The sequence below is a fragment of the Pseudomonas sp. LA5 genome (genome assembly GCF_028640825.1).
GTDB lineage: Bacteria > Pseudomonadota > Gammaproteobacteria > Pseudomonadales > Pseudomonadaceae > Chryseomonas > Chryseomonas aestiva.
This window is the reverse complement of sequence record NZ_JAQYZY010000020.1, coordinates 28,065-52,204: the sequence shown is the minus strand read 5'-3', so window position 1 is coordinate 52,204 and position 24,140 is coordinate 28,065. Positions and strand designations below refer to the sequence as shown.

The following is a 24,140-nucleotide window of genomic DNA, read 5'->3' as shown; positions in this document are numbered from 1 at the left end:
GCGGCCTCAGGGCAGGTAGTAGGCCTGCCAGCGGTTGTCGTTGAAGCGGCCTTCCAATACCGGTCGGCGGTTGGCCAGCGGAGTGCCGGCCAGGGCCGCCTGGCTGTCGGCGTCGAGCAGCACATAGGCGGGTCGGGCGACCTGGGCGAGCTGCGCCGCCTGGCCGATATCGAGGAAGGTCGGCAAGGGCACGTCGTAATCCAGATTCATCAGGTAGCGAAAGGCCTTGGTGTCCTGGCCCAGGCCAAGGAACACCAGTTGCCCGGGCTCCCCCTGGCGCAGGCTTTCCAAACGGGTGACGAAGGCGCGGGTGTCGTAGCGCAGCGCCTGCATCGGATCCAGTGCCAGCACCACCAGCAGCCATTGCGCCAGGGCTGCCGCGGCCAGGGGCATGCCCAGGCGGAAGGCGCCGCGCTCGCGCCAGGCGGCCACCAGGGCGAACAGCGTCAGGATGGCGAAGGCGCCCAGCAGGAAGCGCAAATCCAGTTCAGGCCACCAGCCCGCGGCCTGCAGCTTGGGCTGCTGCAGCTTGACCAGCACCCCGAGCACCAGCGGAAAGATCACCAGCAGCGGCAGGAACAGCCGCCGTACCCAGGCCAGGGCACCCTGCCCCTGCAGCAGCACCCAGGCGCCGAGGGCGGCGCAGGCCGGGATGGCCGGCAGGATGTAATAGGGCTTCTTGAAGGTGGGTATCGACAGGGCCACCAGGATCAGCGTGGCGAAGCCGGCCAGCTGGAGCAGCAGGCGGCTGTCCGCCTGGGTCTGGCGCAGCCGCCAGTGGTGCCTCAGCGTCGGCAAGGCCAGCAGTGCCAGGGGAAAGGCCGGCGCATAGCGATAGAGCCCCAGTTGCAGGAAGTACCACCAGGGATAGCCGGCACCGTCGGTGTCGTCCAGCCGCCCGGAAACCTGCATGCGCAGCACGTCTTCGACGAAGGCCGGGCCGCCGGTACGCCAGGCCAGGCCGAACAGCAGGGCGCAGCACAGCGCCAGCACCACGGCGCCCACCAGCCCGTAGCCAAAGCTGCGCCGCCAGTCACCTTGCACCAGCCAGTAGACGCAGACCACGCCACAGGGCTCGATCAACCCCAGCGGTCCGCGCACGGCGAAGCCGGCGGCCATGCACAGGAACACCAGGGCGCGCCGCCGGGACAGGCCGCGCTGGTCGGCGCTCCACAGCAGATAGAAGCAGCCCAGCGCCGCCAGGGTGACGAACTGATCGAGGCAGATCGAACGGGCCTTGGCCAGGAAACCGTTGGTGAGCAGCAGCACCAGCACCGCCAGCAGGCCCCAGGCGCGGGACCGCTCGGCCAGCAGGCGATAGAGCAGCCCGACGATGGCCGCCGAGGCCAGCGCGGTGGGAATCACTGTGGCCAGGCGATTGACCTCGCCGAACAGCTGGGCGAAGACGTCTATCAGCAGCGTCGAAGTGGCGGGATAGTCCGGATAGGGCTGTCCGTAGCTGGTCGGGAAGGCACTGGCCCCGTGGCGAAACATCTCCTGGGCGAAGAGTGCGAAGCGGCCGTCGAAGCCAATGAAGGGCTGCTCCCACAGCCCCAGGGTGAACAGGGGCACCGCCAGCAGACACAGCGCCAGACTTTCCAGGCGCAGGCGCGCCAGACTCGGGATGGACGACACGCGGCAGGACTCCGGCAGGCTGGGAAGGACGGGCTCGCGCCTCGGCGCCACTATCGCCGAACAACCTTAGGGATCGCTGAAACCAGGCTGACGGCAGGCTGACAGGAACCCCAGGACAGAGCGGTTCGGCGATGAGGCGGTCGCGACTATGCCGATGAATTGAAGATTTTTCATGACAGCTGCATCCAAAGCGCCGGCTGCCGGGTATAGCCCCTACAGTCCAACCGACTGTGCCCCCTCTCAATCCGGAGCAAGCGCATGAACAACACCTCCAGCCGTTGCAGCATCCTGGTCCTGACCGCCCTGCTGAGCACCCCGCTGCTGGCCCAGGGCGAGTTGCCCGAGGCCGTCCGCGTGCCCGCCGGCAACAGCCTGATGCTGGAAACCGTGGGCAAGGGCACCATCGTCTACGAATGCCGCGACAAGAAGGACATGCCCGGCCAGACCGAGTGGTTCTTTGTCGGCCCCAAGGCCGACCTGCATGATCGCCAGGGCAAGCAGGTGGGGCGCTACTACGGTCCGCCCGCGACCTGGGAAGCAAGCGATGGCTCCAAGGTGGTCGGCAAGCAACTGGCCGTCGCTCCCGCCGGCGCCGGCAACCTGCCCTATCAGCTGGTGGAGGCCGCGCCCGCCGAAGGCAAGGGCGCCTTCCAGGGCACCACCTACATCCAGCGCACCGCGCTCAAGGGTGGCGTCGCGCCGGCGAAGGCCTGCACCTCGGCCAACAAGGGCGAACAGCAGACCGTGAACTACCAGGCCGACTATCTGTTCTGGAAGAAGGGCTGAGGTCCGGGGGACAGCCAGGAGCGGATCGGCTAGGCTCGGCTGATCCGGTCGCCACCCTGGCGTCCCCAGCCTGGCGCGCGCCCTCGTGACCGAACGTTCCCCCGATCCAGCCACCCTGCTCGCCGCCTGTGCCCGGGGCGAGCGCGCCGCCCTGCAGCGCCTCTATCAGAACGAGGCGCCGCTGTTGCTGGGTATCGTCCTGCGCCTGGTGCGCGATCGCGGGCTGGCCGAGGACATCCTCCACGATGCCTTTCTGCGCATCTGGCGCGGCGCCGCCGGGTTCGCCCCGGAGCGCGGTTCGGCGCGTGGCTGGATGTGCAGCGTGGCCCGCAACCTGGCGCTCAACGCCTTGCGCGATCGGCAGCGCCTCGTGCCCCTGGCGGACAGCTGGGAACCCCTGGCCGAGTCTGCCGATCCGGCGCGAGAGGCCGACGGCCGCCGCCTGGAGGGCTGCCTGCAGAACCTGGAAGCACCGCGGCGGGAGGCCATCCTGGCCGCCTACCTGGACGGCTGCTCCCATGGCGAGATCGCCCAGCGCCTGCAGGCACCCCTGGGTACGGTGAAGAGCTGGATCACGCGTGGTCTCAAGGCGCTCAGGGAGTGCATGACATGAACAGCGACGCCACCCTGCCCCCGGACGAAAAACGCGAACGCCTGGCCGGCGAATACGTGCTCGGTACCCTGGACGCCGAAGAGCGTCGTCGCGTGGAGTCTGCGCTGGCGACGGACGCCCTGCTGGCCGCCGCCGTGGCGCGCTGGGAGGCGCGCCTGCAGCCGCTGGCCGAGCGGGTGCCACCCGTCGAGCCCGGCGCGAATCTCTGGCCGCGCATCGAGCGCAGTCTGGGTGAGGCCGACACCCGGGTCGTCATCCGGCGCGAGTCGCTGTGGCAACGGCTGGCGCTCTGGCAGGGTCTGAGTGCGGCAGGGCTGGCCGCCAGTCTGGTGCTCGCGGTGCTGCTACTGCTGCGCCCGGTACCCACGCCAAGCTACCTGGTGGTGCTGGCGGCGCCCAGCGATCGCACGCCCGGCTGGGTGATCCAGACTGCCAGCGCCCATGACCTGCAGTTGATTCCGCTGGGGCGCGATGCCGTGCCGAGCGGCAAGACCCTGCAATTCTGGACCAAGGCCGATGCCTGGCAGGGCCCGGTATCTCTGGGTCTGGTCCAGCCTGGGCGTACTCTGCAGGTACCGCTGGACCGGCTGCCGCCGCTGGAAGCCAACCAGTTGTTCGAACTCACCCTGGAAGACCAGGGCGGCTCGCCCACCGGCCGACCCACCGGGCCGATCCAGTTCATCGGCCGGGCAGTGAAGGTGCTCTAGCGAGCGCCCTTAACTCTGGCGGTGGATGTTGAAGTTGTTGAACGCCTGGCAGGTCGCCATCAACTGGATGCGGTTGATGTTGACGTGTCTGGGCTGGTTCAGCGTCCAGTGGATGGATTCGGCGATGTCGTCCGGCGTCAGGGGCTCGGTGCCGGCATAGACGGCATCGGCCTTGGCCTTGTCGCCACCGAAGCGCACCACCGAGAACTCGCTTTCCGACAGCCCGGGCTCGATGTTGGTCACCCGCACCCCGGTACCGAGCAGGTCGGATCTCAGGCTCAGGCTGAACTGCTTGAGGAAGGCCTTGGTGGCGCCATAGACGTGGCTGCCCGGATAGGGATAGTCACCCGCGACCGAGCCCAGGTTGACGATGCCGGCGCCGGCGCCATGGGCGATCAGTCGCGGCAACAGCAGACGGGTGCAATAGAGCATGCCCTTGATGTTGGTATCGACCATGGTGTCCCAGTCGTCCAGGTCGCAGCTCTGCGCCGGCGTGTTGCCCAGCGCCAGACCGGCATTGTTGACCAGGGCGCGCAACTGGTTGAATTCCTCCGGCAGGCCGGCGACCGCCGCTTCCACGGCCGCGCGATCCTGGACGTCCAGCACCAGCGGCAGCACCTTGGCCTGGCCGGACAGTTCCTCGGCCAGGGCGTGCAGGCGATCCTCGCGGCGGCCGGTGATGACGATCGACCAGCCGTCCTTGGCGAAGCGGCGAGCGGTGGCGGCGCCGAAGCCGGAGGTGGCGCCGGTGATGAAGATCGAAGACATGAAAGATTCCTTCTGCGAGGGAGTTTGGCCGAGGCCCACGATAGCTCAGGGTCATTGGTCAGGCGAATACTCAGATCACCGGGAATCCAGCAGATCAGTTATAACGCCTTGGAATTGCACGGTTTTCCGCGCATTGGCGAATTTTTGAACAGTTTCCGCCAGGCCAGGTGCGCCGGGCCTCACGCCCGGCTATGCCAAGCTTATCCACAGGACGATCCACGGAATTCCTGTACAGAACCCGGACCGGGCTTCAGGTGGATAAGTCCGCGCGTACCAGCCAGGCGGGCGGCTCGGCCGGCGCCAGTCCGGTGCAGGCCGCCTCGACACAGGCGGCGAGGCCGGCGAAGCGCAGCTCGCGACCGGTAAGGCCCGGGCCGTAGTGGGCGAACTTGCCGGAATTGGTCAGCAGGGTACGGGCCGCGGGCGGCACCAGGGGCTCGCCGAGCATGCACCAGCAGGTGTCCCCTACCAGCTGGGCGCCGAAGGCTTCCAGCTCGGCCAGGCTACCGGCCCGTTCGGCCGCGGCGCGCACGTCTCGCCCCAGGGTGATCACCAGGGCCACCGCGGGATGCCGCTGCCGGCCGCGGCAGAGCTCGGCCAGGCGCTGGCATTCCTCGGCGGTAAAATGTGGATTGCCCAGGGCCACCAGCTGCACCTCGCGCGCAGCGGCGCTGTCCAGTTCGGCCCAGGCCTGGCGCAGGTCCGCCAGATCTATGTCCTCGACCTCCAGCTCGGGCGCCGCGACCGCGGCCAGGATCGGCGCCTCGGGCGTCACCCCGACCAGATGGAACAGCGGCGCCGCCGAGGTGGTGGCGAAGGCGGCGCCAAAGGCCTTGAGATCGTCGCGGCTGGGCTGGGCCTGTTCCAGCCCGAGCACCGCGGGGATCCGGGTGGGCGAACGCAGGCCGATGCAGTAGCCGAGCAGCGGATAGAAGGCGTCGTCATGGCCCTCGGGTACGCTGATCCGGAAGACCTTGCCCGCGCGGCGGCCGCTGTCCAGATGGCAGCCGGCCAGGGGTGCTCGACCGGTCAGGGCGGTGCAGATATCGAGGAAGTCGGCGTACTTCTGGGTGCGCGCCCCCAGCACGCTGTTGGCGAAGACCACGGCATTGGATTCGGCCCAGACCACCTGCTCGCCCAGGGTCGGAGCGCTGTCCAGCAGATAGGGCGCACAGGTGAAGGTGGGACGGCAGCCCAGGGCCACATAGGCCTCGGCCAGGGCGCTGGCCGGTTCGCCCAACGCTGGCGCCACGCCCTGCGCACGCCAGCGACGCTGATCCACCGATACCGCATTGAGGCTGGTGGGCACCCGTACCCGACCGCCCCACTCCACCAGGCGCTGGGCGAAGGCCAGGCTGGCCGGGCCGGTGTAGATGCAGCCGTCGATATGGGCCTGGGTGATGTCGAGCAATTCGCGAGCGCCCTGCAGGTGCGCCATGCGCACCAGGATCTTCATCGCCGCCTGCACGGCCTGGCCCTCGGCGCCCGCCAGCTTGGCCCGGTCGGTCGCGCTGAGCTGCAAAGCGGCAGGGGCTTCGGTAGCGGTGCCGGGAAAGCGCTCTCCGGGCGCGCCGACCCAGCCATCGTTTACCGCGATCTCGTCCTGCCCGGCGAGGGCCGCGAAGGCCTCGGCGCCCAGGCTGACGACCGGCAGGGAGCGACCGAAGAGTTCTTCCGCGACGATGGCACCCAGGCTGAGGATCTCGTCCGGCTCGGCCAGCAGCAAGGCTGCCGGCCCGCGGCCCGCCAGCAACAGCTCCAGCAGCACGGCGCTGCCGGTGCAGGAACCACGACCGCTGGGAATGGCCAGGATGCGTCCGGCCAGTTCCAGGCCGTGCAGGGGATGGTGGCGATCGATCACCCGGCCGCTGGCCGGATCGACGCCACCCCAGAAACTCAGCCCCAGGGGCGCCCAGGCCAGGCGTCCCCGGGCCTGGCCCGCGACCAGACAGCGACCGCGGACCGCCGCCACCGCTAGTGGCCGCCCAGGTAGGCTTCGCGCACCTGGGGATTGGCCAGCAATTCCTGGCCACTGCCGCTCATGCGGATCTCGCCGGTGACCATCACATAGGCACGGTCGGACAGGCGCAGGGCATGGTTGGCGTTCTGCTCTACCAGGAAGATGGTCATGCCGCTCTGCGCCAGCTCGCGCAGGATCTGGAAGATCTGCTTCACCACGATGGGCGCCAGGCCCAGGCTGGGCTCGTCGAGCAGCAGCAGCTTGGGTCGCGCCATCAGCGCCCGGGCGATGGCCAGCATCTGCTGCTCGCCGCCGGACATGGTCATGGCGCGCTGGTTGCGGCGCTCCTTGAGGCGCGGGAAGAGCTCGAACATGCGCTGCATGTCCTCGTCCACCCAGCGGGTGCCGATGGGGATGGTGCCCATCAGCAGATTCTCCTCGACCGTCATGTCGGGGAACACATGGCGCCCCTCCGGCGACTGGGCGATGCCGTTGGAGGCCACGTAGTGGGCGTTCTTGCGGGTGATGTCCTCGCCCCGGTAGAGGATCTGCCCATTGCGCGCCTGGGGCTGGCTGAAGATGGACATCAGCAGGGTGGACTTGCCGGCGCCATTGGAGCCGATCAGGCTCACCGTCTCGCCTTCGTTGATGGACAGGGAGACGCTCTTCAGGGCCTGGATCGGCCCGTAGAAGACGTCGACGTTGCGAAATTCCAGGATCGGCGTGGTCATGCCACCTCCTCTTCTTCGGCGCCGAGGTAGGCGGCGATGACCTTGGGATCGTTGCGGATGTCGGCTGGCAGGCCACGGGCGATGACCTGGCCATGATCCAGCACCACGATGTGGTCGGAGATGTTCATCACCATGCCCATGTCGTGCTCGATCAGCACCACGGTGATGCGGTGCTGGTCGCGCAACAGGCGGATCATCCCGGCCAGGGCTTCGGTCTCGGCCGGGTTGAGGCCGGCGGCGGGTTCGTCCAGGCAGACGATCTCCGGACGGGTACACATGGCGCGGGCGATTTCCAGACGGCGCTGCTGACCGTAGGAGAGTTCGCCGGCCAGGCGGTTGGCGTGATCCACCAGGTCCACTACCTCCAGCCAGTAGAAGGCCGTGTCCAGCGCCTTTTCCTCGGCGCGGCGATAGCCAGGGGTGTTGAGGATGCCGGTGATGAGGTTGCGGTTGCACTGCATGTGCTGCGCCACCAGCAGGTTCTCCACCACCGACATCTCCTTAAACAGGCGGATGTTCTGGAAGGTGCGGGCGAGACCGGCGCGGTTCACCAGGTGAGTGCCGCCGAACATCTTGTACCAGAGCCGGCTGCCGAACTGCACCGGATTGACGAAGTCGGCCGCCTGGAAGCGCTCGCCCATGATTTTGCCGACGCGGGTCGAGCGACCGTTGGCGGTGTCCAGGCGGATCTCGCCATCGGTGGCCTTGTAGAAGCCGGTCAGGCAGTTGAACACCGTGGTCTTGCCGGCGCCGTTGGGGCCGATCAGCGCGGTGATGGACTGGCGCTGGATCTCGAAGCTCACGTCCGAGAGGGCCTTGATGCCGCCGAATCTCATGCCCAGACCCTTTACGGTCAGAATGCTGTCGCTCACGGCGCCACTCCCTTGCGAATCGCGAAGCCACTGCGGGCGATACGGATCAGGCCACGCGGCCGCCACATCATCATCACCACCATGAGCACACCGAACACCAGCATGCGGATGTCGCCGAATTCACGCAGCAGTTCGAACAGCAGGGTCATGACGAAGGCTGAGACCACCACCCCGACGGTGGAACCCAAGCCGCCCAGCACCACGATGGCCAGCACCAGCACCGACTCGAAGAAGTTGAACGAGGCCGGGTTGATGAAGCCCTGGTAGGTGGCGAAGAACACCCCGGCCAGGCCGGCGGTGGAGGCACCGATCATGAAGGCCGAGAGCTTGACCAGCACATGGTTCAGGCCCATGGCGCGGCAGGCGATCTCGTCTTCGCGCAGGGCTTCCCAGGCGCGACCGACCGGCATGCGGGTCAGGCGGTGCTTGATGTAGAGCACCAGCAGCACCACCAGGAACAGCACGGTGTAGATGAAGATCATCGTCGCGTTGGGGTTGTAGCTGATGCCCAGCAGCTCATGGATGGGTACCCCGCCCTCCTTCGCCCGACGCCCAAATTCGATGCCGAAGAAGGTCGGCGAAGGCGCGGCGATGCCGTTGGGGCCCTTGGTCACTTCCAGCCAGTTGTTGAGCACCAGGCGGATGATCTCGCCGAAGCCGAGGGTAACGATGGCCAGGTAGTCCCCGTGCATGCGCAACACCGGGAACCCCAGTATCGCCCCCGCTACCGCGGCCAGCACCGCAGCGAGCGGCAGCATGGTCCAGAAGCCCAGGCCGAGGTACTGGTAACCCAGCGCCAGGCCGTAGGCGCCGATGGCATAGAAGCCGACGTAGCCGAGGTCGAGCAGACCGGCCAGGCCCACCACGATGTTCAGGCCAAGGCCCAGCAGCACATAGATCAGGCAGAGGATGATCACCGTCAGCCAGTACTTGGTGGCCAGGAAGGGAAAGGCGATGGCCACCAGGATGATGATGGGCAGGATGAATCTGAGGTTGGACTTGTGTCCCGGCGGCAGCACGTGGACGCCACCGTCGTTGCGCTTGAAGGACTCGATCCAGTCGCGGCCCTTGGCGGTCTGGCCAAACAGGCTGAGCAGGAAACGACCGGCCATGACTACCGCGACCATGATGCCGACGCGGCCGGGCTGGACGTTGTAGCCATAGCCGTCGAGCACGATGCCGACGATGGGGCCGAACAGGATCAGCGAGACCAGGCCGACCATGAAGGTGTCGCGCAGCACGACCTTGAGATCGAAGGAGGAAGACGTCTGACTCATGGATTCACACCTTCGTGACCTGGGGTTTGCCGAGCAGCCCCTGGGGCCTAAAGATCAGGATCGCCACCAGCAGCGAAAAGCTGAAGACGTCCTTGTAGTCCGAGTTCACCAGGCTGGCGAACTGGGCTTCGGAGATGCCGAGGATGATCCCGCCGAGCATGGCGCCGGGCAGCGAACCGATGCCGCCGAGCACCGCCGCGGTAAAGGCCTTGATGCCGATGATGAAGCCGGCATAGAAGTCGAAGGTGCCGTAGTTGAGAGTGATCAGCACCCCGGCCAGCGCCGCCATGGCCGCGCCGATGATGAAGACGTAGGAGATCACCCGGTCGGTGTTGATGCCGAGGATCTGCGCCATCTTGCGATCCTGCTGGGTGGCCCGGCACATGCGACCGAGGGTGGTCTTCTGGATCACGTAGGTGAGCAGCCCCATGCCGATGATGGAGGCCAGGATGATGAAGATCTTGGTGTAGGTGATGATCACGAAGCCTTCGCCGATGTGCAGGCGCAGGGCGCCGTCGAGCAGCGTCGGTACGCCCTGCTGGCGCGCGCCCTGGGCGAGCTGCACGTAGTTCTGCAGGATCAGCGACATGCCGATGGCCGAGATCAGCGGGGCCAGGCGCGTGGAGTTGCGCAACGGCTTGTAGGCGATGCGCTCGATGGCCCAGCCGTACACGGAGGTGACCACCACGGTGAAGATCAGGGTGCCGAGGATCAGCACCGGGAAGGAATGCAGGCCGAACACGCTCAGCAGGGCGATGCCGATGGCGGCGAGATAGGCCGACACCATGTACACGTCGCCGTGGGCGAAGTTGATCATGCCGATGATGCCATAGACCATGGTGTAGCCGATGGCGATAAGTCCGTAGACCGAGCCCAGGGTCAGGCCGTTGACCAGTTGTTGCAGGAAGATACCGTCCACGTTTGCAGTCTCGCGCTGGATGGATGACGAGGGCCGCCAGCCACCGCCTCGTCCTGGGGCGGAGACGAGGTGGCGGCTGGCGGATTCACGCGAGGATCAGGGCAGCTGGTGGTACTTGCCCTTGTCGTCCCATTCGTACATCACGTAGTCGGAGACCTTGAGGTCGCCCTTGCTGTCCCAGCTCTTCTCACCCAGTACGGTGTTGACGCTGTGGGACTTCAGCCACTCGGCGGCCTTGGCGCCGTCGGTGCCCTTGATGCCGTTGAAGGCGGCGGCCACGGCCTGCAGCGAGGCGTAGGAGTAGAGGGTATAGCCCTCGGGCTCGTAGCCGGACTTGCGCAGGGTTTCCACCACGGTCTTGCCGGCGGGGTTCTGCAGCGGGTCGGCGCCGAAGGTCATCAGCACGCCCTTGGTGTACTGGGCGCCACCGGCGGTGGTGACCAGGTCGGCGGAGACGATGCCGTCGCCGGAGACGAACTTGGCGGTCACGCCCTGCTCGCGCATCTGGCGTACCAGCGGACCGGCTTCGGGGTGCAGGCCGCCGAAGTAGACCACGTCGGCGCCGGAGGCACGGATCTTGGTGACCAGGGAGTTGAAGTCCTTCTCGCCGCGGGTCAGACCCTCGTAGAGCACCTCTTTCACGCCGCGCTTGTTGAGCTGCGCCTTGGTGGCGTCGGCCAGGCCCTGACCGTAGGTGTCCTTGTCGTGGATGATGGCGACCTTCTTGGCCTTGAGGGTATCGACGATGTAGTCGCCGGCCACGATGCCCTGCTGGTCGTCACGTCCGCACATGCGGAACACGCCGGTCAGGCCACGCTCGGTGATCTTGGGGTTGGTGGACGCCGGGGTGATGGAGATGATGCCGGCTTCGTCGTAGATCTCCGAGGCGGGCATGGTGTTGGAGGAGCAGAAGTGGCCGATCACGGCCTTGACCTTCTCCGAGTCCACCAGGCGGTTGGCCACGGCCACGGCCTGCTTGGGCTCGCAGGCGTCATCACCCTGCACCAGCTTGATCTTCTCGCCATTGATGCCACCGGCGGCGTTGATGTCCGCCGCGGCCTGGGTAGCCCCCTTCCAGAACTGCTCGCCATAGGCGGCACTGGCCCCGGTGTAGGGACCGGCGACACCGATCACGATGTCGGCATGCGCCAGGGAGGAGAGAGTGAACGCAGAACCGATAGCGAGAGCCAGAATGCCTTTTCTGTAAATCTTCGACATGGGAGGTGTGCTCCAGAGGGTGGTTGGCCTGTTCGCCGGAGCAAAGCCTGTGCCATCACCCAGCTGTGTATCGGGCGCAAAGGCCATTTGCCGCCACCGCGATGAGCCAAAACCTTCGTTTGCGGGCGGCGAGGGCTGCTGCCAGTGGACTCGACTACGCCTTAGACTTTTGTCTTAACTGGCTCATTAGTCTGGATAATTCTGCAAAGCGGTAGCAGCGGAACAGGCAAAAGGCAGCGGTTTGTTACCAGATAGCAACCCGGTTGCACCTGTTTCGCACCAAAACGTAACACCGTCCCCACACTGTGCCACCAAAGTAACCATGATCCTGCGGCCTCAGGCCCCTGGGAAATCCGCCGTTCTCTCAGCCTGCTGGCGGTTATGAACAGCCATGAAAAAGCGGCCGACTTGCACAGGTCTAGATGCGCAAATCGGCCGCTTCGGGGCGTTATCGCCCGGCCCGAGGGCCGGTGACAGCGGGTATGGCGGGGTCGCTAGAGCACCACGCGCAGGCACTGCCCCGCGTGATAGAGGGTGAAGCCGGCTTCGTACATCAGACTGCGCCACTGGCCGACCGGATTGGCATCCAGCGACGCCAGGGGCAGCGGCAGGTCGTGGCGATCGCCGCTGCACAGATAGCGGGCAAAGGCCTGCCCCACCACCGTGCCCGTGGTCACCCCGCGACCGTTGTAGCCGGACACCGCCAGCAACCCCGGCGCCGGCTCGAACAGTCGCATCAGATGATCGGGCGTGAAGCCGATACGGCCCGTCCAGCTGCACTCCCACTCGACCTTTCCGAGCGCCGGGAAATAGTGCCGCTGGATACGATCGGCCCAGGCGCGGATGAAGCCGGCCGGCCGCCCCGCCATGTTGCCGAGACTGCCCAGCAGCAGACGGCCATCGGCATCGCGGCGGATGCTGCTGAGCACCGTGCGGGTATCCCAGGAACCACGGCCCTGGGGCAGGATGAAATCCGCTTCCGGACCGAGCGGCCGCGAGGCCACCTGGTAGTAGTAGCCCGGGAAGAATTGCGTCCGCAGAGTGGTCCACTCGCCTTCGGTGTAGGCATTGGAAGCGATCACCACCTGGTCGGCGGTGACTCGTCCCTGTGGGGTTTCCACCTGCCAGCGTTCGCCGACCCGCTGCAGGCGCTGTACCGCGCTCCGCTCGAACAGCTCGCCGCCTTCCTGACGCAGCGCCCTGGCCAGGCCCAGGGCATAACCCATGGGCACCAGGGTGCCGGCGCGATGATCGAGCAGTGCGCCACTGATGTCGCGCGTGCCGCAGGCGCTGTAACAGGCTTCCCCCTCCAGCAGCTCGACCCGGGCACCGCGCCGCTGCCATTGCTCGGCACGCTGCCCCAGATCGGCCAGGCCCTTGGCGCTGTGCGCCATGTGCAGAGTGCCGGCGCGGCGCGGCTGGCAATCGATGCCATAGCGCTCGATGAGACCGAATACCTGACTCGGCGCATCGCCCATCACGCCCAGCAGGCGCTCTCCGACCTCCGGCCCCAGGGTCGCCACGGCTTCGTCCGGCGGGATCCACATGCCGGCATTGACCAGTCCGACATTGCGTCCGGAGCCGCCATGGCCGACGCCATGGGCTTCCAGCAGCACCACCCGCCGCCCGGCCTGCGCCAGGTGCAGGCCGGTGGACAGGCCGGTATAGCCACCGCCGATAACGCAGACCTCGGTGTCACGCTCGCCCTGCAACGACGCCCCCGGCACCGCCGGATACAACCGCTCCCACAGGCACTCTTCACGCAACTGCATTCTCTGCGCTCCTGGCGGACCCACTCAGTCGAAGACGATGCCCTGGGCCAGCGGCAGTTCGCGGGAATAGTTGACGGTGTTGGTCTGGCGGCGCATGTAGGCCTTCCAGGCGTCGGAGCCGGATTCGCGACCGCCACCGGTTTCCTTCTCGCCACCGAAGGCGCCACCGATCTCGGCACCGCTCGGTCCGATGTTGACGTTGGCGATGCCGCAGTCGCTGCCGGTCGCCGACATGAAGGCCTCGGCCTCGCGCACGTCGGTGGTGAAGATGCAGGACGACAGGCCCTGGGGTACGGCGTTGTTCAGCGCCACCGCCTCGTCGAAATCGTCATAGGTCAGCACATAGAGGATGGGGGCGAAGGTCTCATGGCGCACCGCCTCGCTCTGCTCGGGCATCTCGACGATGGCCGGCGCCACGTAGTAGGCCTCGGGATACTGCTCAGCCAGCTGACGCTCGCCGCCGTAGACCACGCCGCCCTCGCCACGCGCCTGTTCCAGTGCACCCTGCATGGCCTGGAAACTGGCCGCATCGATCAGCGGACCGATCAGGTTGCCTTCCAGCGGATGGCCGATGCGGACTTTGGCATAGGCGGTCTTCAGCCGGGCGACGATCTCGTCCTTCACCGAACGGTGGGCGATCAGCCGGCGCAGGGTGGTGCAGCGCTGGCCGGCGGTACCGACGGCGCTGAACAGGATGGCGCGTACCGCCATGTCCAGATCGGCGCTCGGCGCGAGGATCATGGCATTGTTGCCACCCAGCTCGAGGATGCTGCGGCCGAAGCGCGCTGCAACCCGCGGTCCTACCTCGCGACCCATGCGGGTGCTACCCGTGGCGCTCACCAGCGCCACCCGCGGATCGTCCACCAGAGCCTCACCGGCGGCGCGATCACCGACGATGACCTGACTCAGATCGGCCGGGGCATCGCCAAAGCGCGCCAGGGCCTTCTCGAACAGCGCCTGGCAGGCCAGGGCGGTCAGCGGGGTCTTTTCCGAAGGCTTCCAGATCACCGGATTGCCGCAGACCAGGGCCAGGGCGGCGTTCCACGACCAGACCGCCACCGGGAAGTTGAAGGCACTGATGATGCCCACCACGCCCAGCGGCTGCCAGGATTCGCGCATGTGGTGACCGGGCCGCTCGGAGGCGATGGTCAGACCATAGAGCTGGCGCGACAGGCCAACGGCGAAGTCGCAGATGTCGATCATCTCCTGGACTTCACCCAGGCCCTCCTGGGTGATCTTGCCGGCTTCCCAGGACACCAGCTCGCCGAGATCGGTCTTGTGCGCGCGCAGTTCTTCACCCAGCAGCCGCACCAGTTCGCCCCGGCGCGGCGCCGGCACCGCGCGCCAGGCCTGGAAGGCGCGCTCGGCACGGGAGATCTTCTGCTCCACTTCGGCGGCGCTTTCCAGGGCGACGCTGCCCAGTTGGCTGCCATCGATGGGGGAATGCACCCGGTGCTCGCCTTGGGTGTAGTGCTGGGCAGAAACGCCGAGGCGTTCCAACAGGGCCTTGCTCATGCTGAGGTCTCCGCGGAAAGGGAATCGTCCCTGAGTATGGTCAGCCCAGCGGCGCCGGACAACCGACCTTTGCTCGGCATATCATTCCCTTTTTTCATGCCGCGAGTCCGCTCATGCAACGCCGCCACCTGCCGTCCATCACCGCCATGCAGTGCTTCGAGGCGGTCGCGCGTCATCTGAGCTTCACCCGCGCGGCCGACGAACTGGCGCTGACCCAGAGCGCCGTCAGCAAACAGGTCGCCCAGCTCGAGGACCTGCTGCAGCACAGTTTGTTTCGCCGGGTCCGTCGCCGCCTGCAGCTTACCCCGGCGGGCGCCCTCTACCTCGCCGAGGTGGACAAGATCCTCAATCAGCTGGAGATGTCGGCGCGCTATCTGAGGTCCTATGGCGGCGAGACCGAGGTGCTGCGCGTGGCCACCCCGCCGACCTTTGGCGAGCGCTGGCTGGTGCCGCGGCTCAAGGGCTGGCGCCTGCGCTTTCCCAACATCCACCTGGATGTCTCCAGTGCGCTGGAACCGGTGGACTTCCGCGACCCCCGGCATGACGTGGCGCTGTTCTACGGCCACGGCAGCTGGCCGGGCGCCGAGTGCGAACTGCTGCTGCACGAGCACATGGTCGCGGTCTGCGCGCCGGACCTGCTACCCGCCGAGGGCATCGCCGGACCCGAGCAACTGGTGGACTTCGTCCTGCTGCAGAACACCACCCGCCCGGAATCCTGGCACGACTGGTACGCCAGCCTCGGGCGCGACGAGGTGCACAGCCACCACGGCCCGCGCTTCGACACCTTCACCCTCTGCGCCCGCGCCGCCCAGGAAGGCTGCGGGGTAGCCCTGCTCCCGGAATTCCTGGTCGCCGAAGAACTGGCTTCCGGTCGCCTGGTGCTCGCCTGGCCCCATCGCCTGGCCAGCCCACATGCCTACTGGCTGGCCTATCCGGAACAGATGGCCGAGGTGCCCAAGGTGCGCAGCTTTATCGAGTGGATCCGCGAGAAGGCTTGATGCACTGGCCAATCGTGACCATGGCGGTTCGCAGGTGCGACCGCTTGCCGTTTGCTGATCGCGGCCATGGGCCGCTCCTACAAAACATCACTCTCTGTAGGAGCGGCCGCATCGGCGGACCGCCACGGCCGCGATGAGGATGTCCACCGCGAACTTCATCCCGCACCAGAAACGAAAAACCCGGCCGAGGCCGGGTTTTTTATTCAGGGTCGTCTTAGACGCCGGAGGCTTCCGCCGCCGCCACATCCTTGATCGACAGCTTGATGCGACCGCGGTTGTCCACGTCCAGCACCAGCACCTTCACTTCCTGACCTTCTTTCAGCACGTCGGTGACCTTCTCGATGCGCTGATCGCTCAGCTGCGAGATGTGCACCAGGCCATCCTTGCCAGGCAGGATGCTGACGAAGGCGCCGAAGTCGACGATGCGCTCCACCTTGCCGACATAGATCTTGCCGATCTCGGCCTCGGCAGTGATGCCCAGGACGCGCTGCTTGGCCGCTTCAGCGGCTTCGCGAGTCTCGCCGTAGATCTTGATGGTGCCGTCGTCTTCGATGTCGATCGACGCCTTGGTCTCTTCGCAGATACCACGGATGGTGGCGCCACCCTTGCCGATCACGTCGCGGATCTTGTCCTGGTCGATCTTCATCGCCAGCATGGTCGGGGCATTTTCGGACAGCTCGGCACGCGACTCGGAGATCACCTGGTTCATCTGACCCAGGATGTTCAGACGCGCTTCCAGCGCCTGCTCCAGAGCGATCTCCATGATCTCTTCGGTGATGCCGTTGATCTTGATGTCCATCTGCAGGGCGGTGACGCCCTTGGCAGTACCGGCCACCTTGAAGTCCATGTCGCCGAGGTGATCTTCGTCACCCAGGATGTCGGTCAGGACGGCGAACTTCTCGCCTTCCTTGACCAGACCCATGGCGATACCGGCAACCGGGGCCTTGACCGGCACACCGGCATCCATCAGCGCCAGAGAGGCACCGCAGACCGAGGCCATGGAGCTGGAGCCGTTGGATTCGGTGATCTCGGAGACCACGCGGATGCTGTAGGGGAAGGCGTCCTGGGTCGGCAGCATGGCCTGGATGCCACGACGGGCCAGACGGCCGTGACCGATCTCGCGACGGCCCGGGCTGCCCATGCGGCCGCACTCGCCGACCGAGAAGGGCGGGAAGTTGTAGTGCAGCATGAAGCTGTCACGGCGCTCGCCTTCCAGGGTGTCCAGCAGCTGCGAGTCACGGGCGGTACCCAGGGTCGCGGTGACCAGGGCCTGGGTTTCGCCACGGGTGAACAGTGCCGAACCGTGGGTCTTCTTCAGCGGACCGACTTCGATCTGCAGCGGGCGAACGGTGCGGGTGTCGCGACCATCGATACGCGGCTTGCCGTCGACGATGTTCTGGCGCACGGTGCGGTATTCCAGCAGACCGAAGGTCTCCTTGACCTCGGCTTCGCTGTACTGACCGTTCTCACCGGCCAGCTTGGCGATGGCCTGGTCACGCAGGGCACCCAGGGCCGCATAGCGATCCTGCTTGATGGTGATGGTGTAGGCACGGGACACGGCGTCGCCGACTTCGGCCTTGACGGCTTCGATCAGGGCGGTGTTCTCGGCAGGCGCCTGCCAGTTCCAGGTCGGCTTGCCGGCTTCGGCAGCGAACTGGCTGATGGCCTCGATGGCCACCTGGAATTCTTCGTGGGCGAACAGCACGCCGCCCAGCATCTGGTCTTCGGTCAGCTCGTCGGCTTCGGATTCCACCATCAGCACGGCGTCACGGGTGCCGGCCACGACCATGTCCAGGCTGGAGCTCTGCAGCTGCTCGTAGCTGGGGTTCAGCAGGTAGCCCAGTTCGCTGTGGTAGCCCACGCGGGCGGCGGCGATCGGACCGGCGAAGGGGATACCGGAAATGGCCAGGGCGGCGGAGGTGCCGATCATGGCGGCGATGTCCGGATCGGACTTCTTGTTGGTGCTGACCACGGTGCAGACCACCTGGACTTCGTTGAGGAAGCCTTCGGGGAACAGCGGACGGATCGGACGATCGATCAGGCGCGAGGTCAGGGTTTCCTTCTCGGAAGGACGGCCTTCACGCTTGAAGTAACCACCGGGGATACGGCCAGCGGCGTAGGTCTTCTCCTGGTAGTGCACGGACAGCGGGAAGAAGTCCTTGCCGACGGCGGGCTGCTTGGCACCGACCACGGTGACCAGCACGCTGACGTCATCGGTGGAGACCAGCACGGCACCGGTCGCCTGGCGCGCGATGCGGCCGGTTTCCAGGGTGAAGTTCTGCTCACCGAACTTGAATTGCTTGATTACTGGATTCACAGTCTTTCCTTCTCTTTATTGCCTTGGGGGAAACAGGGGCGACCAGAGGGATTCGGACCCTCGCTGATCTCCGGGGTGACGCAGGCCGATTCTGCCGGCCTTTCAAGCAAAAAAGCCGGAGGCCGGCGCGAGCCGACCTCCAGCTTCAGACTGCTTGCAGCAGGTCTGCATCGTATTAACGACGCAGGCCCAGGCGAGCGATCAGTGCGCTGTAACGAGAGGTGTCCTTGGACTTCAGGTAGTCCAGCAGCTTACGACGCTGGTTGACCATGCGGATCAGACCACGACGGCTGTGGTGATCCTTGCCGTTGATCTTGAAGTGACCTTGCAGCTTGTCGATGTTGGCGGACAGCAGGGCAACCTGCACTTCCGGCGAACCGGTGTCGCCTTCGGCGCGCTTGAACTCGTTTACGATCTGGGCTTTGTCTTCAACGCTCAGTGCCATGATAGGGCTCCTCTGAGGAACAGGCCGGGATAGGTCCCGTGCTTAGGAAAGAGGTGTGACCGTGCCTGCTGACAGCCACCCTCGGTATCGGTCTAGGACCGAATCAGTCTACGGGGGGCAACCTGCCCCTCGTCATCAATCTCGCCGATGCCGATGAAACGACCCTGGTCGTCCTGCACCCGCATCAAGCCGAATTTCGGTGCATTGGCCGCCCGGACGGGCTGACCGTGCAACCAGTAGTAGGCGCTGTGCTGAGTCAACTGCACCAGCGGCCAGTGCTCCAGGCCACTGTCGACCGGCAGCAGGAAGCGATCCAGCGCTGCGGAACCGCCTTCGGCGTGCACCGCCTCCAGCTCTTCCAGGCTGATGGCCTGCGCCAGACCGAAGGGGCCGGCCTGGGTACGGCGCAACTCGGCCACATGGGCACCGCAGCCGAGCAGGGCGCCGAGGTCTTCGACCAGGGTGCGCACATAGGTGCCCTTGCTGCAGGCCACTTCCAGCGTCGCGCGATCTTCCTGCAACGCCAGCAGTTCCAGCCGGGCAATAGTAACAGAACGCGGCTCGCGCTCCACTACTTCGCCCGCACGCGCCAGCTTGTAGAGCGGCTGACCGTCGCGCTTCAGCGCCGAATACATCGGCGGAATCTGCTCTATCTGGCCCCGGAAGGCCGGTAGCGCCGCCTGGATGGCCGCTTCGTCGACCGCGACCGCTCGTCGCTCCAGCACCTCACCTTCGGCATCGCCGGTGGTGGTGGTGACGCCGAGTTGCGCCACGGTGCTGTAGCCCTTGTCGGCATCCAGCAGGTACTGGGAAAACTTGGTCGCCTCGCCAAAGCACAGCGGCAGTACGCCGGTGGCCAGGGGATCCAGGCTACCGGTGTGCCCGGCCTTTTCGGCATTGAGCAGCCAGCGGACCTTTTGCAGGGCGGCATTGGAGGAAAAGCCGCGCGGCTTGTCCAGCACCAGCACGCCATGCACCTGCCGGCGAATTCGCTTGACCTGGGCCACCCTACTCCTCCCCGTCCTGCCGACGGTCTTCGGCGACCGCCCGCTCGATCAGCGCCGACAGCTGGGCGCCGCGACGGATGCTCTCGTCATACTGGAAACCCAGTTGCGGAACGGTCCGCAGTTTCATCGCCCGACCCAACTGCTGCCGCAGGAAGCCGGAGGCATCCTTGAGGATGGCGATATTCTGCTTGATCGCCTCGGGGTCATCGTCCTTGCCCAGCACGGTGATGTGCACCTTGGCATGGGACAGATCACGGGCCACGTCCACGCCGGTGATGGTCACCATGCCCAGCCGTGGATCTTTGATTTCGCGATGGATCAACAGCGCCAGTTCGCGCTGTATCTGATCACCGATACGCTGGGTACGGCTGAATTCTTTGGCCATGTCGAAACTCTCGTACAAAAGGCCGCAGACGTCAGGCCTGCCAGCCATGAACCTTGGAAACGCGAACGGCAAGTCCGGACCTGGCAGGGTTCTGCCAGGTCCGCGACCTGCCGTCCTGGTGCAGAGTCGTCGTTACAGCGAACGGGCGACCTGAACCTTCTCGAACACTTCGATCTTGTCGCCGACGCGGACGTCGTTGTAGCTCTTCACGCCGATACCGCATTCCATGCCGGCACGCACTTCGGCCACGTCATCCTTGAAGCGACGCAGGGATTCCAGCTCGCCTTCGAAGATGACCACGTCTTCGCGCAGGACGCGGATCGGACGGTTGCGGTGCACCATGCCCTCGGTGACCATGCAGCCGGCGACGGCGCCGAACTTGGGCGAACGGAAGACGTCACGTACTTCAGCGATACCCAGGATGTTCTCCCGGACGTCACTGCCCAGCATGCCGGTCAGCGCCTTCTTCACATCTTCGATGATGTCGTAGATGACGTTGTAGTAGCGCATGTCGAGGCCTTCCTGCTCGACGATCTTCCGCGCCCCGGCATCGGCCCGGACGTTGAAGCCGAACAGCACGGCATTGGACGCCAGCGCCAGGTTGGCATCGCTCTCGGTAATACCACCGACGCCACCGCCGACTACCCGTACCTGGACTTCGTCGTTGCCCAGACCGGACAGCGAACCCTGCAGCGCCTCGAGGGAGCCGCGCACATCGGACTTGAGCACGATGTTGAGGGTCTTTTTCTCGTCCTGGCCCATGTTCTCGAAGATGTTCTCGAGCTTGCCGGCGTGAGCGCGGGCCAGCTTGATCTCGCGGAACTTGCCCTGACGGAACAGCGCCACTTCGCGGGCCTTCTTCTCGTCGGTCAGCACGGTGAGTTCGTCACCGGCATCCGGGGTGCCGTCCAGGCCGAGAATCTCGACCGGGATGGACGGGCCGGCTTCCTTGATCGGCTTGCCGTTCTCGTCGAGCATGGCACGGATGCGGCCGAAGTTGACGCCGACCAGCGCCATGTCGCCCTGCCGCAGGGTACCGTTCTGGACCAGCACGGTAGCGACCGGACCACGACCCTTGTCCAGGCGCGATTCGATGACCACACCGCGACCGGGTGCTTCCGGCGTAGCGGTCAGCTCCAGGACTTCGGCCTGCAGCAGGATGGCTTCGAGCAGCTCGTCCACACCGGTACCGGCCTTGGCCGAGACGTGCACGAACTGGGTATCGCCGCCCCACTCTTCCGGGATGACCTGACGACCGGCCAGATCGTGCTTGACGCGATCCGGATCGGCATCGGGCTTGTCGATCTTGTTGACCGCCACGACGATGGGGACACCCGCCGCCTTGGCGTGCTGGATGGCTTCCTCGGTCTGCGGCATGACGCCGTCATCGGCCGCGACGACCAGGATGACGATGTCGGTGGCCTTGGCACCACGGGCACGCATCGCGGTGAACGCGGCGTGGCCAGGGGTATCCAGGAAGGTCACCATGCCACGCTCGGTTTCGACGTGGTAGGCACCGATGTGCTGGGTGATGCCACCGGCTTCGCCCGACGCGACCTTGGCGCGACGGATGTAGTCCAGCAGCGAGGTCTTGCCGTGGTCGACGTGACCCATGACGGTCACCACCGGCGCACGGTGCAGGGCCTTGCCACCCTCGAACTTGAGGGACTCGGCCAGCTGGTCTTCCAGGGCGTTCTCGTTGACCAGCTTGACCTTGTGGCCCAGCTCTTCGGCCACCAGCTGCGCCGTCTCGCGGTCGAGCACCTGGTTGATGGTGGCGGGAGACCCCATCTTGAACATGAACTTGATGACTTCGGCGGCCTTCACCGACATCTGCTGAGCTAGCTCAGAGACGGTGATGGTCTCACCTAGATTGACTTCGCGCACTACAGGTCCTGTCGGGCTCTGGAACCCGTGTTGGTTTCGCTTCTTGAGTCGCGATTTGCCACCGCGACCGCCACGCCGGCCAAAGCCCTCTTCCTCGTCGTCGCCACTGCGCACGGTACGGGGAGCTGCGACCTTGTCCTTGATCGACGGGCGATGCTGGGCATTCTTGCGCTCACGGCGCTCGTCTTCTTCGCGCTTGCTGCTCGGGGCAGGATGCACGGGACGACGCGGTTCTTCGCGCTTGCGCTCACCAGCCGGGTCGGCTTTCTTGACCTCGGCGGCAGGCGCGGCAGCGGGTTGCTGCTCGGCCACCACGGCCGGGGCTTCCGGCGCGGCAGGGGCTGCAGCCTCGGCGGGGACCGCCTGCTGCGTGGCCTGAGCCGCGGCTTCGGCCTGCTGCTGGGCAGCGGCCTCGGCAGCGCGCTGGGCTTCTTCCTCGGCACGTGCCTGGACAGCGGCCTCTTCGGCGGCGCGCTGGGCTTCCTGCTCGCGGCGCTGTTCGGCCTCGAGTTCAGCGGTGCTGCGCTTGACGAAGGTCTTCTTCTTGCGCACTTCGACGCTGACTGTCTTGCTGCCGGCCACTTTCAGCGTGGTCTGGGTCTTGCGCTGCAGGGTGATCTTGCTTGGCTCGTCGAGCTGCGCGGTCCCCTTCAGGTGCGTCAGCAGGGCCTGCTTTTCCGCATCGCTCACCAACTGCTCAGCACTGCTGTGCGTCAGACCTGCCTCGCGCATCTGCTGTAGCAGACGTTCCACCGGCGTATTGACCGTTTGGGCCAGTTCTTTCACCGTGACTTGCGTCATGCACTTCTCTCCTCAGACTGCGCCGCTTACTCGAACCAATGGGCACGGGCAGCCATGATCAGCTTGCCGGCACGCTCTTCGGTCATGCCGTTGATTTCGAGCAGGTCGTCGATCGACTGCTCGGCGAGCTCTTCGCGATTGACCACGCCACGCTGGGCCAGCGCGCTGGCGAGCTGGGGATCCATGCCGTCGAGGGTCAGCAGATCTTCGCTGGGGCTCTTCTGTTCTTCGGTCGCGATGGCCCGGGTAAGCAGGCGATCCTTGGCCCGGGTACGCAGCTCGTTGACGATGTCTTCGTCGAAGCCATCGATGTTGAGCATCTCTTCCATGGGCACGTAGGCCACTTCCTCGAGGGAGGTGAAGCCTTCTTCCACCAGTACCTGAGCCAGCTCCTCGTCGACATCCAGCTCGTCGATGAAGCGCTGGATGATGTCGCCGGTCTCCGCCTGCTGCTTGGCGTTGATATCCGCCTCGGTCATCACGTTGAGCGTCCAGCCGGTCAGTTGACTGGCCAGGCGCACGTTCTGACCGCCACGACCGATGGCCTGGGCCAGGTTGTCCTCGGCGACGGCGATATCCATGGTACGGCTGTCTTCGTCGACGATGATCGAAGCGACTTCGGCCGGGGCCATGGCATTGATGACGAACTGCGCAGGGTTGTCGTCCCAGAGGACGATGTCGACCCGCTCGCCACCCAGTTCACCGGATACCGCCTGGACACGCGAACCGCGCATGCCGATGCAGGCACCCTGGGGATCGATGCGCTTGTCCTTGGAACGGACGGCGATCTTGGCCCGCGAACCCGGATCCCGGGCAGCCGCCATGACATCGATCAGCTGTTCGGAAATTTCCGGTACTTCGATGCGGAACAGCTCGATCAGCATCTGCGGATCGGTACGCGACAGCATCAGCTGCGGACCGCGGTTTTCCGTACGGATTTCCTTGAGCAGGGCACGCAGACGCACGCCCATGCGGAAGGTCTCGCGGGGAATGATGTGCTCGCGCGGCAGCAGCGCCTCGGCATTGTTGCCCAGGTCGACGATCACGCTGTCACGGGTGACCTTCTTGACGGTACCCGAGATGATCTCGCCGACCTTCTCGCGATAGGCGTCCACCACCTGAGCCCGCTCGGCCTCGCGCACCTTCTGCACGATCACCTGCTTGGCGGTCTGGGCGGCAATCCGACCGAACTCGATGGACTCGATCTTCTCTTCGATCACTTCACCGGCCTTGACGCCGGGATGCTCTTCCTGGGCGTCTTCCACCGTCAGATGCGAATCGGGCAACTGATAGTCTTGGTCTTCCACCACGGTCCAGCGGCGGAAGGTTTCGTAGCTGCCGTTGTGTCTGTTGATCGACACCCGCAGATCCACATCTTCTTCGTAGCGCTTCTTGGTAGCCGTGGCGAGAGCCAACTCCAGTGCCTCGAAGATGACGCCGGGTGGAACACCCTTCTCGTTCGAAACAGATTCCACTACCAGCAGAACTTCTTTGCTCATCTTACGCCTCGTATTCGCAATCCTTGGG

At 65.8% G+C, this 24,140-nt stretch carries 20 protein-coding genes; 4 read left to right on the top strand and 16 right to left on the bottom strand.

The features are described from left to right. Window positions 1-6: 6 nt before the first annotated feature. Entirely contained in the window at window positions 7-1,635 is a 1,629-nt protein-coding gene (locus PVZ72_RS04090) for an ArnT family glycosyltransferase (protein WP_273861273.1), read from the bottom strand. Window positions 1,636-1,893: 258 nt separating this feature from the next. Here PVZ72_RS04090 and PVZ72_RS04085 point away from each other — a divergent pair, with 258 nt between their 5' ends. The 3 genes from PVZ72_RS04085 (at window position 1,894) to PVZ72_RS04075 (ending at window position 3,741) form a co-directional block, all read left to right on the top strand. Then, the gene (locus PVZ72_RS04085) at window positions 1,894-2,421 is read left to right on the top strand and encodes a DUF3455 domain-containing protein (protein WP_187980457.1); all 528 of its coding nucleotides are present in this window, start codon (window positions 1,894-1,896) and stop codon (window positions 2,419-2,421) included. Between the two features lie 85 nt (window positions 2,422-2,506). Continuing rightward, on the top strand, window positions 2,507-3,034 hold the full coding sequence (locus PVZ72_RS04080) for a sigma-70 family RNA polymerase sigma factor (protein WP_187980458.1): 528 nt from the start codon (window positions 2,507-2,509) through the stop codon (window positions 3,032-3,034). Next, the gene (locus tag PVZ72_RS04075) at window positions 3,031-3,741 is read left to right on the top strand and encodes an anti-sigma factor (RefSeq protein WP_187980459.1); all 711 of its coding nucleotides are present in this window, start codon (window positions 3,031-3,033) and stop codon (window positions 3,739-3,741) included. Before PVZ72_RS04080 ends, PVZ72_RS04075 begins: the two co-directional genes overlap by 4 nt. A gap of 9 nt (window positions 3,742-3,750) precedes the next feature. Here PVZ72_RS04075 and PVZ72_RS04070 read toward each other — a convergent pair whose 3' ends face one another. The 9 genes from PVZ72_RS04070 to amaB form a co-directional block, all read right to left on the bottom strand. Further along, entirely contained in the window at window positions 3,751-4,509 is a 759-nt protein-coding gene (locus tag PVZ72_RS04070; protein ID WP_158893757.1) for an SDR family oxidoreductase, read from the bottom strand. A 250-nt stretch (window positions 4,510-4,759) separates the two neighbouring features. After that, a complete protein-coding gene (lhpI, locus tag PVZ72_RS04065) occupies window positions 4,760-6,481 on the bottom strand; it encodes a cis-3-hydroxy-L-proline dehydratase (protein WP_273861272.1) in 1,722 nt (573 codons plus the stop codon). A 2-nt stretch (window positions 6,482-6,483) separates the two neighbouring features. Continuing rightward, complete coding sequence (locus tag PVZ72_RS04060; RefSeq protein WP_007162636.1) at window positions 6,484-7,200, bottom strand: ABC transporter ATP-binding protein; 717 nt, start codon at window positions 7,198-7,200, stop codon at window positions 6,484-6,486. Continuing rightward, window positions 7,197-8,072, bottom strand: coding sequence for an ABC transporter ATP-binding protein (locus PVZ72_RS04055; RefSeq protein WP_273861271.1), 876 nt, complete (start codon window positions 8,070-8,072; stop codon window positions 7,197-7,199). The genes PVZ72_RS04060 and PVZ72_RS04055 overlap by 4 nt, the downstream gene beginning before the upstream one ends. Then, the gene (gene livM / locus PVZ72_RS04050) at window positions 8,069-9,349 is read right to left on the bottom strand and encodes a high-affinity branched-chain amino acid ABC transporter permease LivM (protein ID WP_133863054.1); all 1,281 of its coding nucleotides are present in this window, start codon (window positions 9,347-9,349) and stop codon (window positions 8,069-8,071) included. Before livM ends, PVZ72_RS04055 begins: the two co-directional genes overlap by 4 nt. A gap of 4 nt (window positions 9,350-9,353) precedes the next feature. Then, window positions 9,354-10,268 (bottom strand): ABC transporter permease subunit, encoded by a 915-nt coding sequence (locus tag PVZ72_RS04045; protein WP_007162639.1) that lies wholly within the window; start codon window positions 10,266-10,268, stop codon window positions 9,354-9,356. A 96-nt stretch (window positions 10,269-10,364) separates the two neighbouring features. Then, window positions 10,365-11,486 (bottom strand): branched-chain amino acid ABC transporter substrate-binding protein, encoded by a 1,122-nt coding sequence (locus tag PVZ72_RS04040; protein WP_058792644.1) that lies wholly within the window; start codon window positions 11,484-11,486, stop codon window positions 10,365-10,367. Window positions 11,487-11,980: 494 nt separating this feature from the next. Beyond that, on the bottom strand, window positions 11,981-13,258 hold the full coding sequence (gene amaA, locus PVZ72_RS04035; protein ID WP_273861270.1) for an L-pipecolate oxidase: 1,278 nt from the start codon (window positions 13,256-13,258) through the stop codon (window positions 11,981-11,983). A gap of 24 nt (window positions 13,259-13,282) precedes the next feature. Then, window positions 13,283-14,773 carry an L-piperidine-6-carboxylate dehydrogenase gene (gene amaB, locus PVZ72_RS04030; protein ID WP_273861269.1) on the bottom strand — a complete coding sequence of 497 codons (1,491 nt, stop codon included), beginning with the start codon at window positions 14,771-14,773 and terminating at the stop codon, window positions 13,283-13,285. Window positions 14,774-14,886: 113 nt separating this feature from the next. On the opposite strand from amaB, the gene PVZ72_RS04025 reads away from it, so the two are divergent. After that, window positions 14,887-15,771 carry a LysR substrate-binding domain-containing protein gene (locus tag PVZ72_RS04025; RefSeq protein WP_133863051.1) on the top strand — a complete coding sequence of 295 codons (885 nt, stop codon included), beginning with the start codon at window positions 14,887-14,889 and terminating at the stop codon, window positions 15,769-15,771. 214 nt (window positions 15,772-15,985) lie between these two features. Here PVZ72_RS04025 and pnp read toward each other — a convergent pair whose 3' ends face one another. The 6 genes from pnp to nusA all read right to left on the bottom strand — a co-directional run bounded on the left by pnp (window position 15,986) and on the right by nusA (window position 24,112). Beyond that, window positions 15,986-18,088: a polyribonucleotide nucleotidyltransferase gene (gene pnp, locus PVZ72_RS04020; RefSeq protein WP_133863050.1), complete on the bottom strand. Its 2,103-nt coding sequence runs from the start codon at window positions 18,086-18,088 to the stop codon at window positions 15,986-15,988. Window positions 18,089-18,263: 175 nt separating this feature from the next. Beyond that, on the bottom strand, window positions 18,264-18,533 hold the full coding sequence (gene rpsO / locus PVZ72_RS04015) for a 30S ribosomal protein S15 (protein WP_133863049.1): 270 nt from the start codon (window positions 18,531-18,533) through the stop codon (window positions 18,264-18,266). A gap of 92 nt (window positions 18,534-18,625) precedes the next feature. Next, the gene (gene truB, locus PVZ72_RS04010) at window positions 18,626-19,540 is read right to left on the bottom strand and encodes a tRNA pseudouridine(55) synthase TruB (RefSeq protein WP_158893775.1); all 915 of its coding nucleotides are present in this window, start codon (window positions 19,538-19,540) and stop codon (window positions 18,626-18,628) included. Between the two features lies 1 nt (window position 19,541). After that, window positions 19,542-19,925, bottom strand: a complete 384-nt coding sequence (rbfA, locus tag PVZ72_RS04005) for a 30S ribosome-binding factor RbfA (RefSeq protein ID WP_133863047.1) — start codon at window positions 19,923-19,925, stop codon at window positions 19,542-19,544. 132 nt (window positions 19,926-20,057) lie between these two features. Further along, the gene (infB, locus tag PVZ72_RS04000) at window positions 20,058-22,613 is read right to left on the bottom strand and encodes a translation initiation factor IF-2 (protein ID WP_133863046.1); all 2,556 of its coding nucleotides are present in this window, start codon (window positions 22,611-22,613) and stop codon (window positions 20,058-20,060) included. A gap of 26 nt (window positions 22,614-22,639) precedes the next feature. Continuing rightward, window positions 22,640-24,112: a transcription termination factor NusA gene (gene nusA, locus PVZ72_RS03995; protein ID WP_273861268.1), complete on the bottom strand. Its 1,473-nt coding sequence runs from the start codon at window positions 24,110-24,112 to the stop codon at window positions 22,640-22,642. Between the last annotated feature and the right edge of the window lie 28 nt (window positions 24,113-24,140).

Bases quoted from the DNA above. Each gene is read 5' to 3' on its own strand.
- PVZ72_RS04040 (WP_058792644.1), bottom strand. From the start codon at position 11,486: ATGTCGAAGATTTACAGAAAAGGCATTCTGGCTCTCGCTATCGGTTCT.
- nusA (WP_273861268.1), bottom strand. From the start codon at position 24,112: ATGAGCAAAGAAGTTCTGCTGGTAGTGGAATCTGTTTCGAACGAGAAG.
- livM (WP_133863054.1), bottom strand. From the start codon at position 9,349: ATGAGTCAGACGTCTTCCTCCTTCGATCTCAAGGTCGTGCTGCGCGAC.
- PVZ72_RS04070 (WP_158893757.1), bottom strand. From the start codon at position 4,509: ATGTCTTCGATCTTCATCACCGGCGCCACCTCCGGCTTCGGCGCCGCC.
- PVZ72_RS04085 (WP_187980457.1), top strand. From the start codon at position 1,894: ATGAACAACACCTCCAGCCGTTGCAGCATCCTGGTCCTGACCGCCCTG.
- PVZ72_RS04025 (WP_133863051.1), top strand. From the start codon at position 14,887: ATGCAACGCCGCCACCTGCCGTCCATCACCGCCATGCAGTGCTTCGAG.
- PVZ72_RS04060 (WP_007162636.1), bottom strand. From the start codon at position 7,200: ATGACCACGCCGATCCTGGAATTTCGCAACGTCGACGTCTTCTACGGG.
- infB (WP_133863046.1), bottom strand. From the start codon at position 22,613: ATGACGCAAGTCACGGTGAAAGAACTGGCCCAAACGGTCAATACGCCG.
- rpsO (WP_133863049.1), bottom strand. From the start codon at position 18,533: ATGGCACTGAGCGTTGAAGACAAAGCCCAGATCGTAAACGAGTTCAAG.
- amaB (WP_273861269.1), bottom strand. From the start codon at position 14,773: ATGAGCAAGGCCCTGTTGGAACGCCTCGGCGTTTCTGCCCAGCACTAC.
- amaA (WP_273861270.1), bottom strand. From the start codon at position 13,258: ATGCAGTTGCGTGAAGAGTGCCTGTGGGAGCGGTTGTATCCGGCGGTG.
- PVZ72_RS04075 (WP_187980459.1), top strand. From the start codon at position 3,031: ATGAACAGCGACGCCACCCTGCCCCCGGACGAAAAACGCGAACGCCTG.
- rbfA (WP_133863047.1), bottom strand. From the start codon at position 19,925: ATGGCCAAAGAATTCAGCCGTACCCAGCGTATCGGTGATCAGATACAG.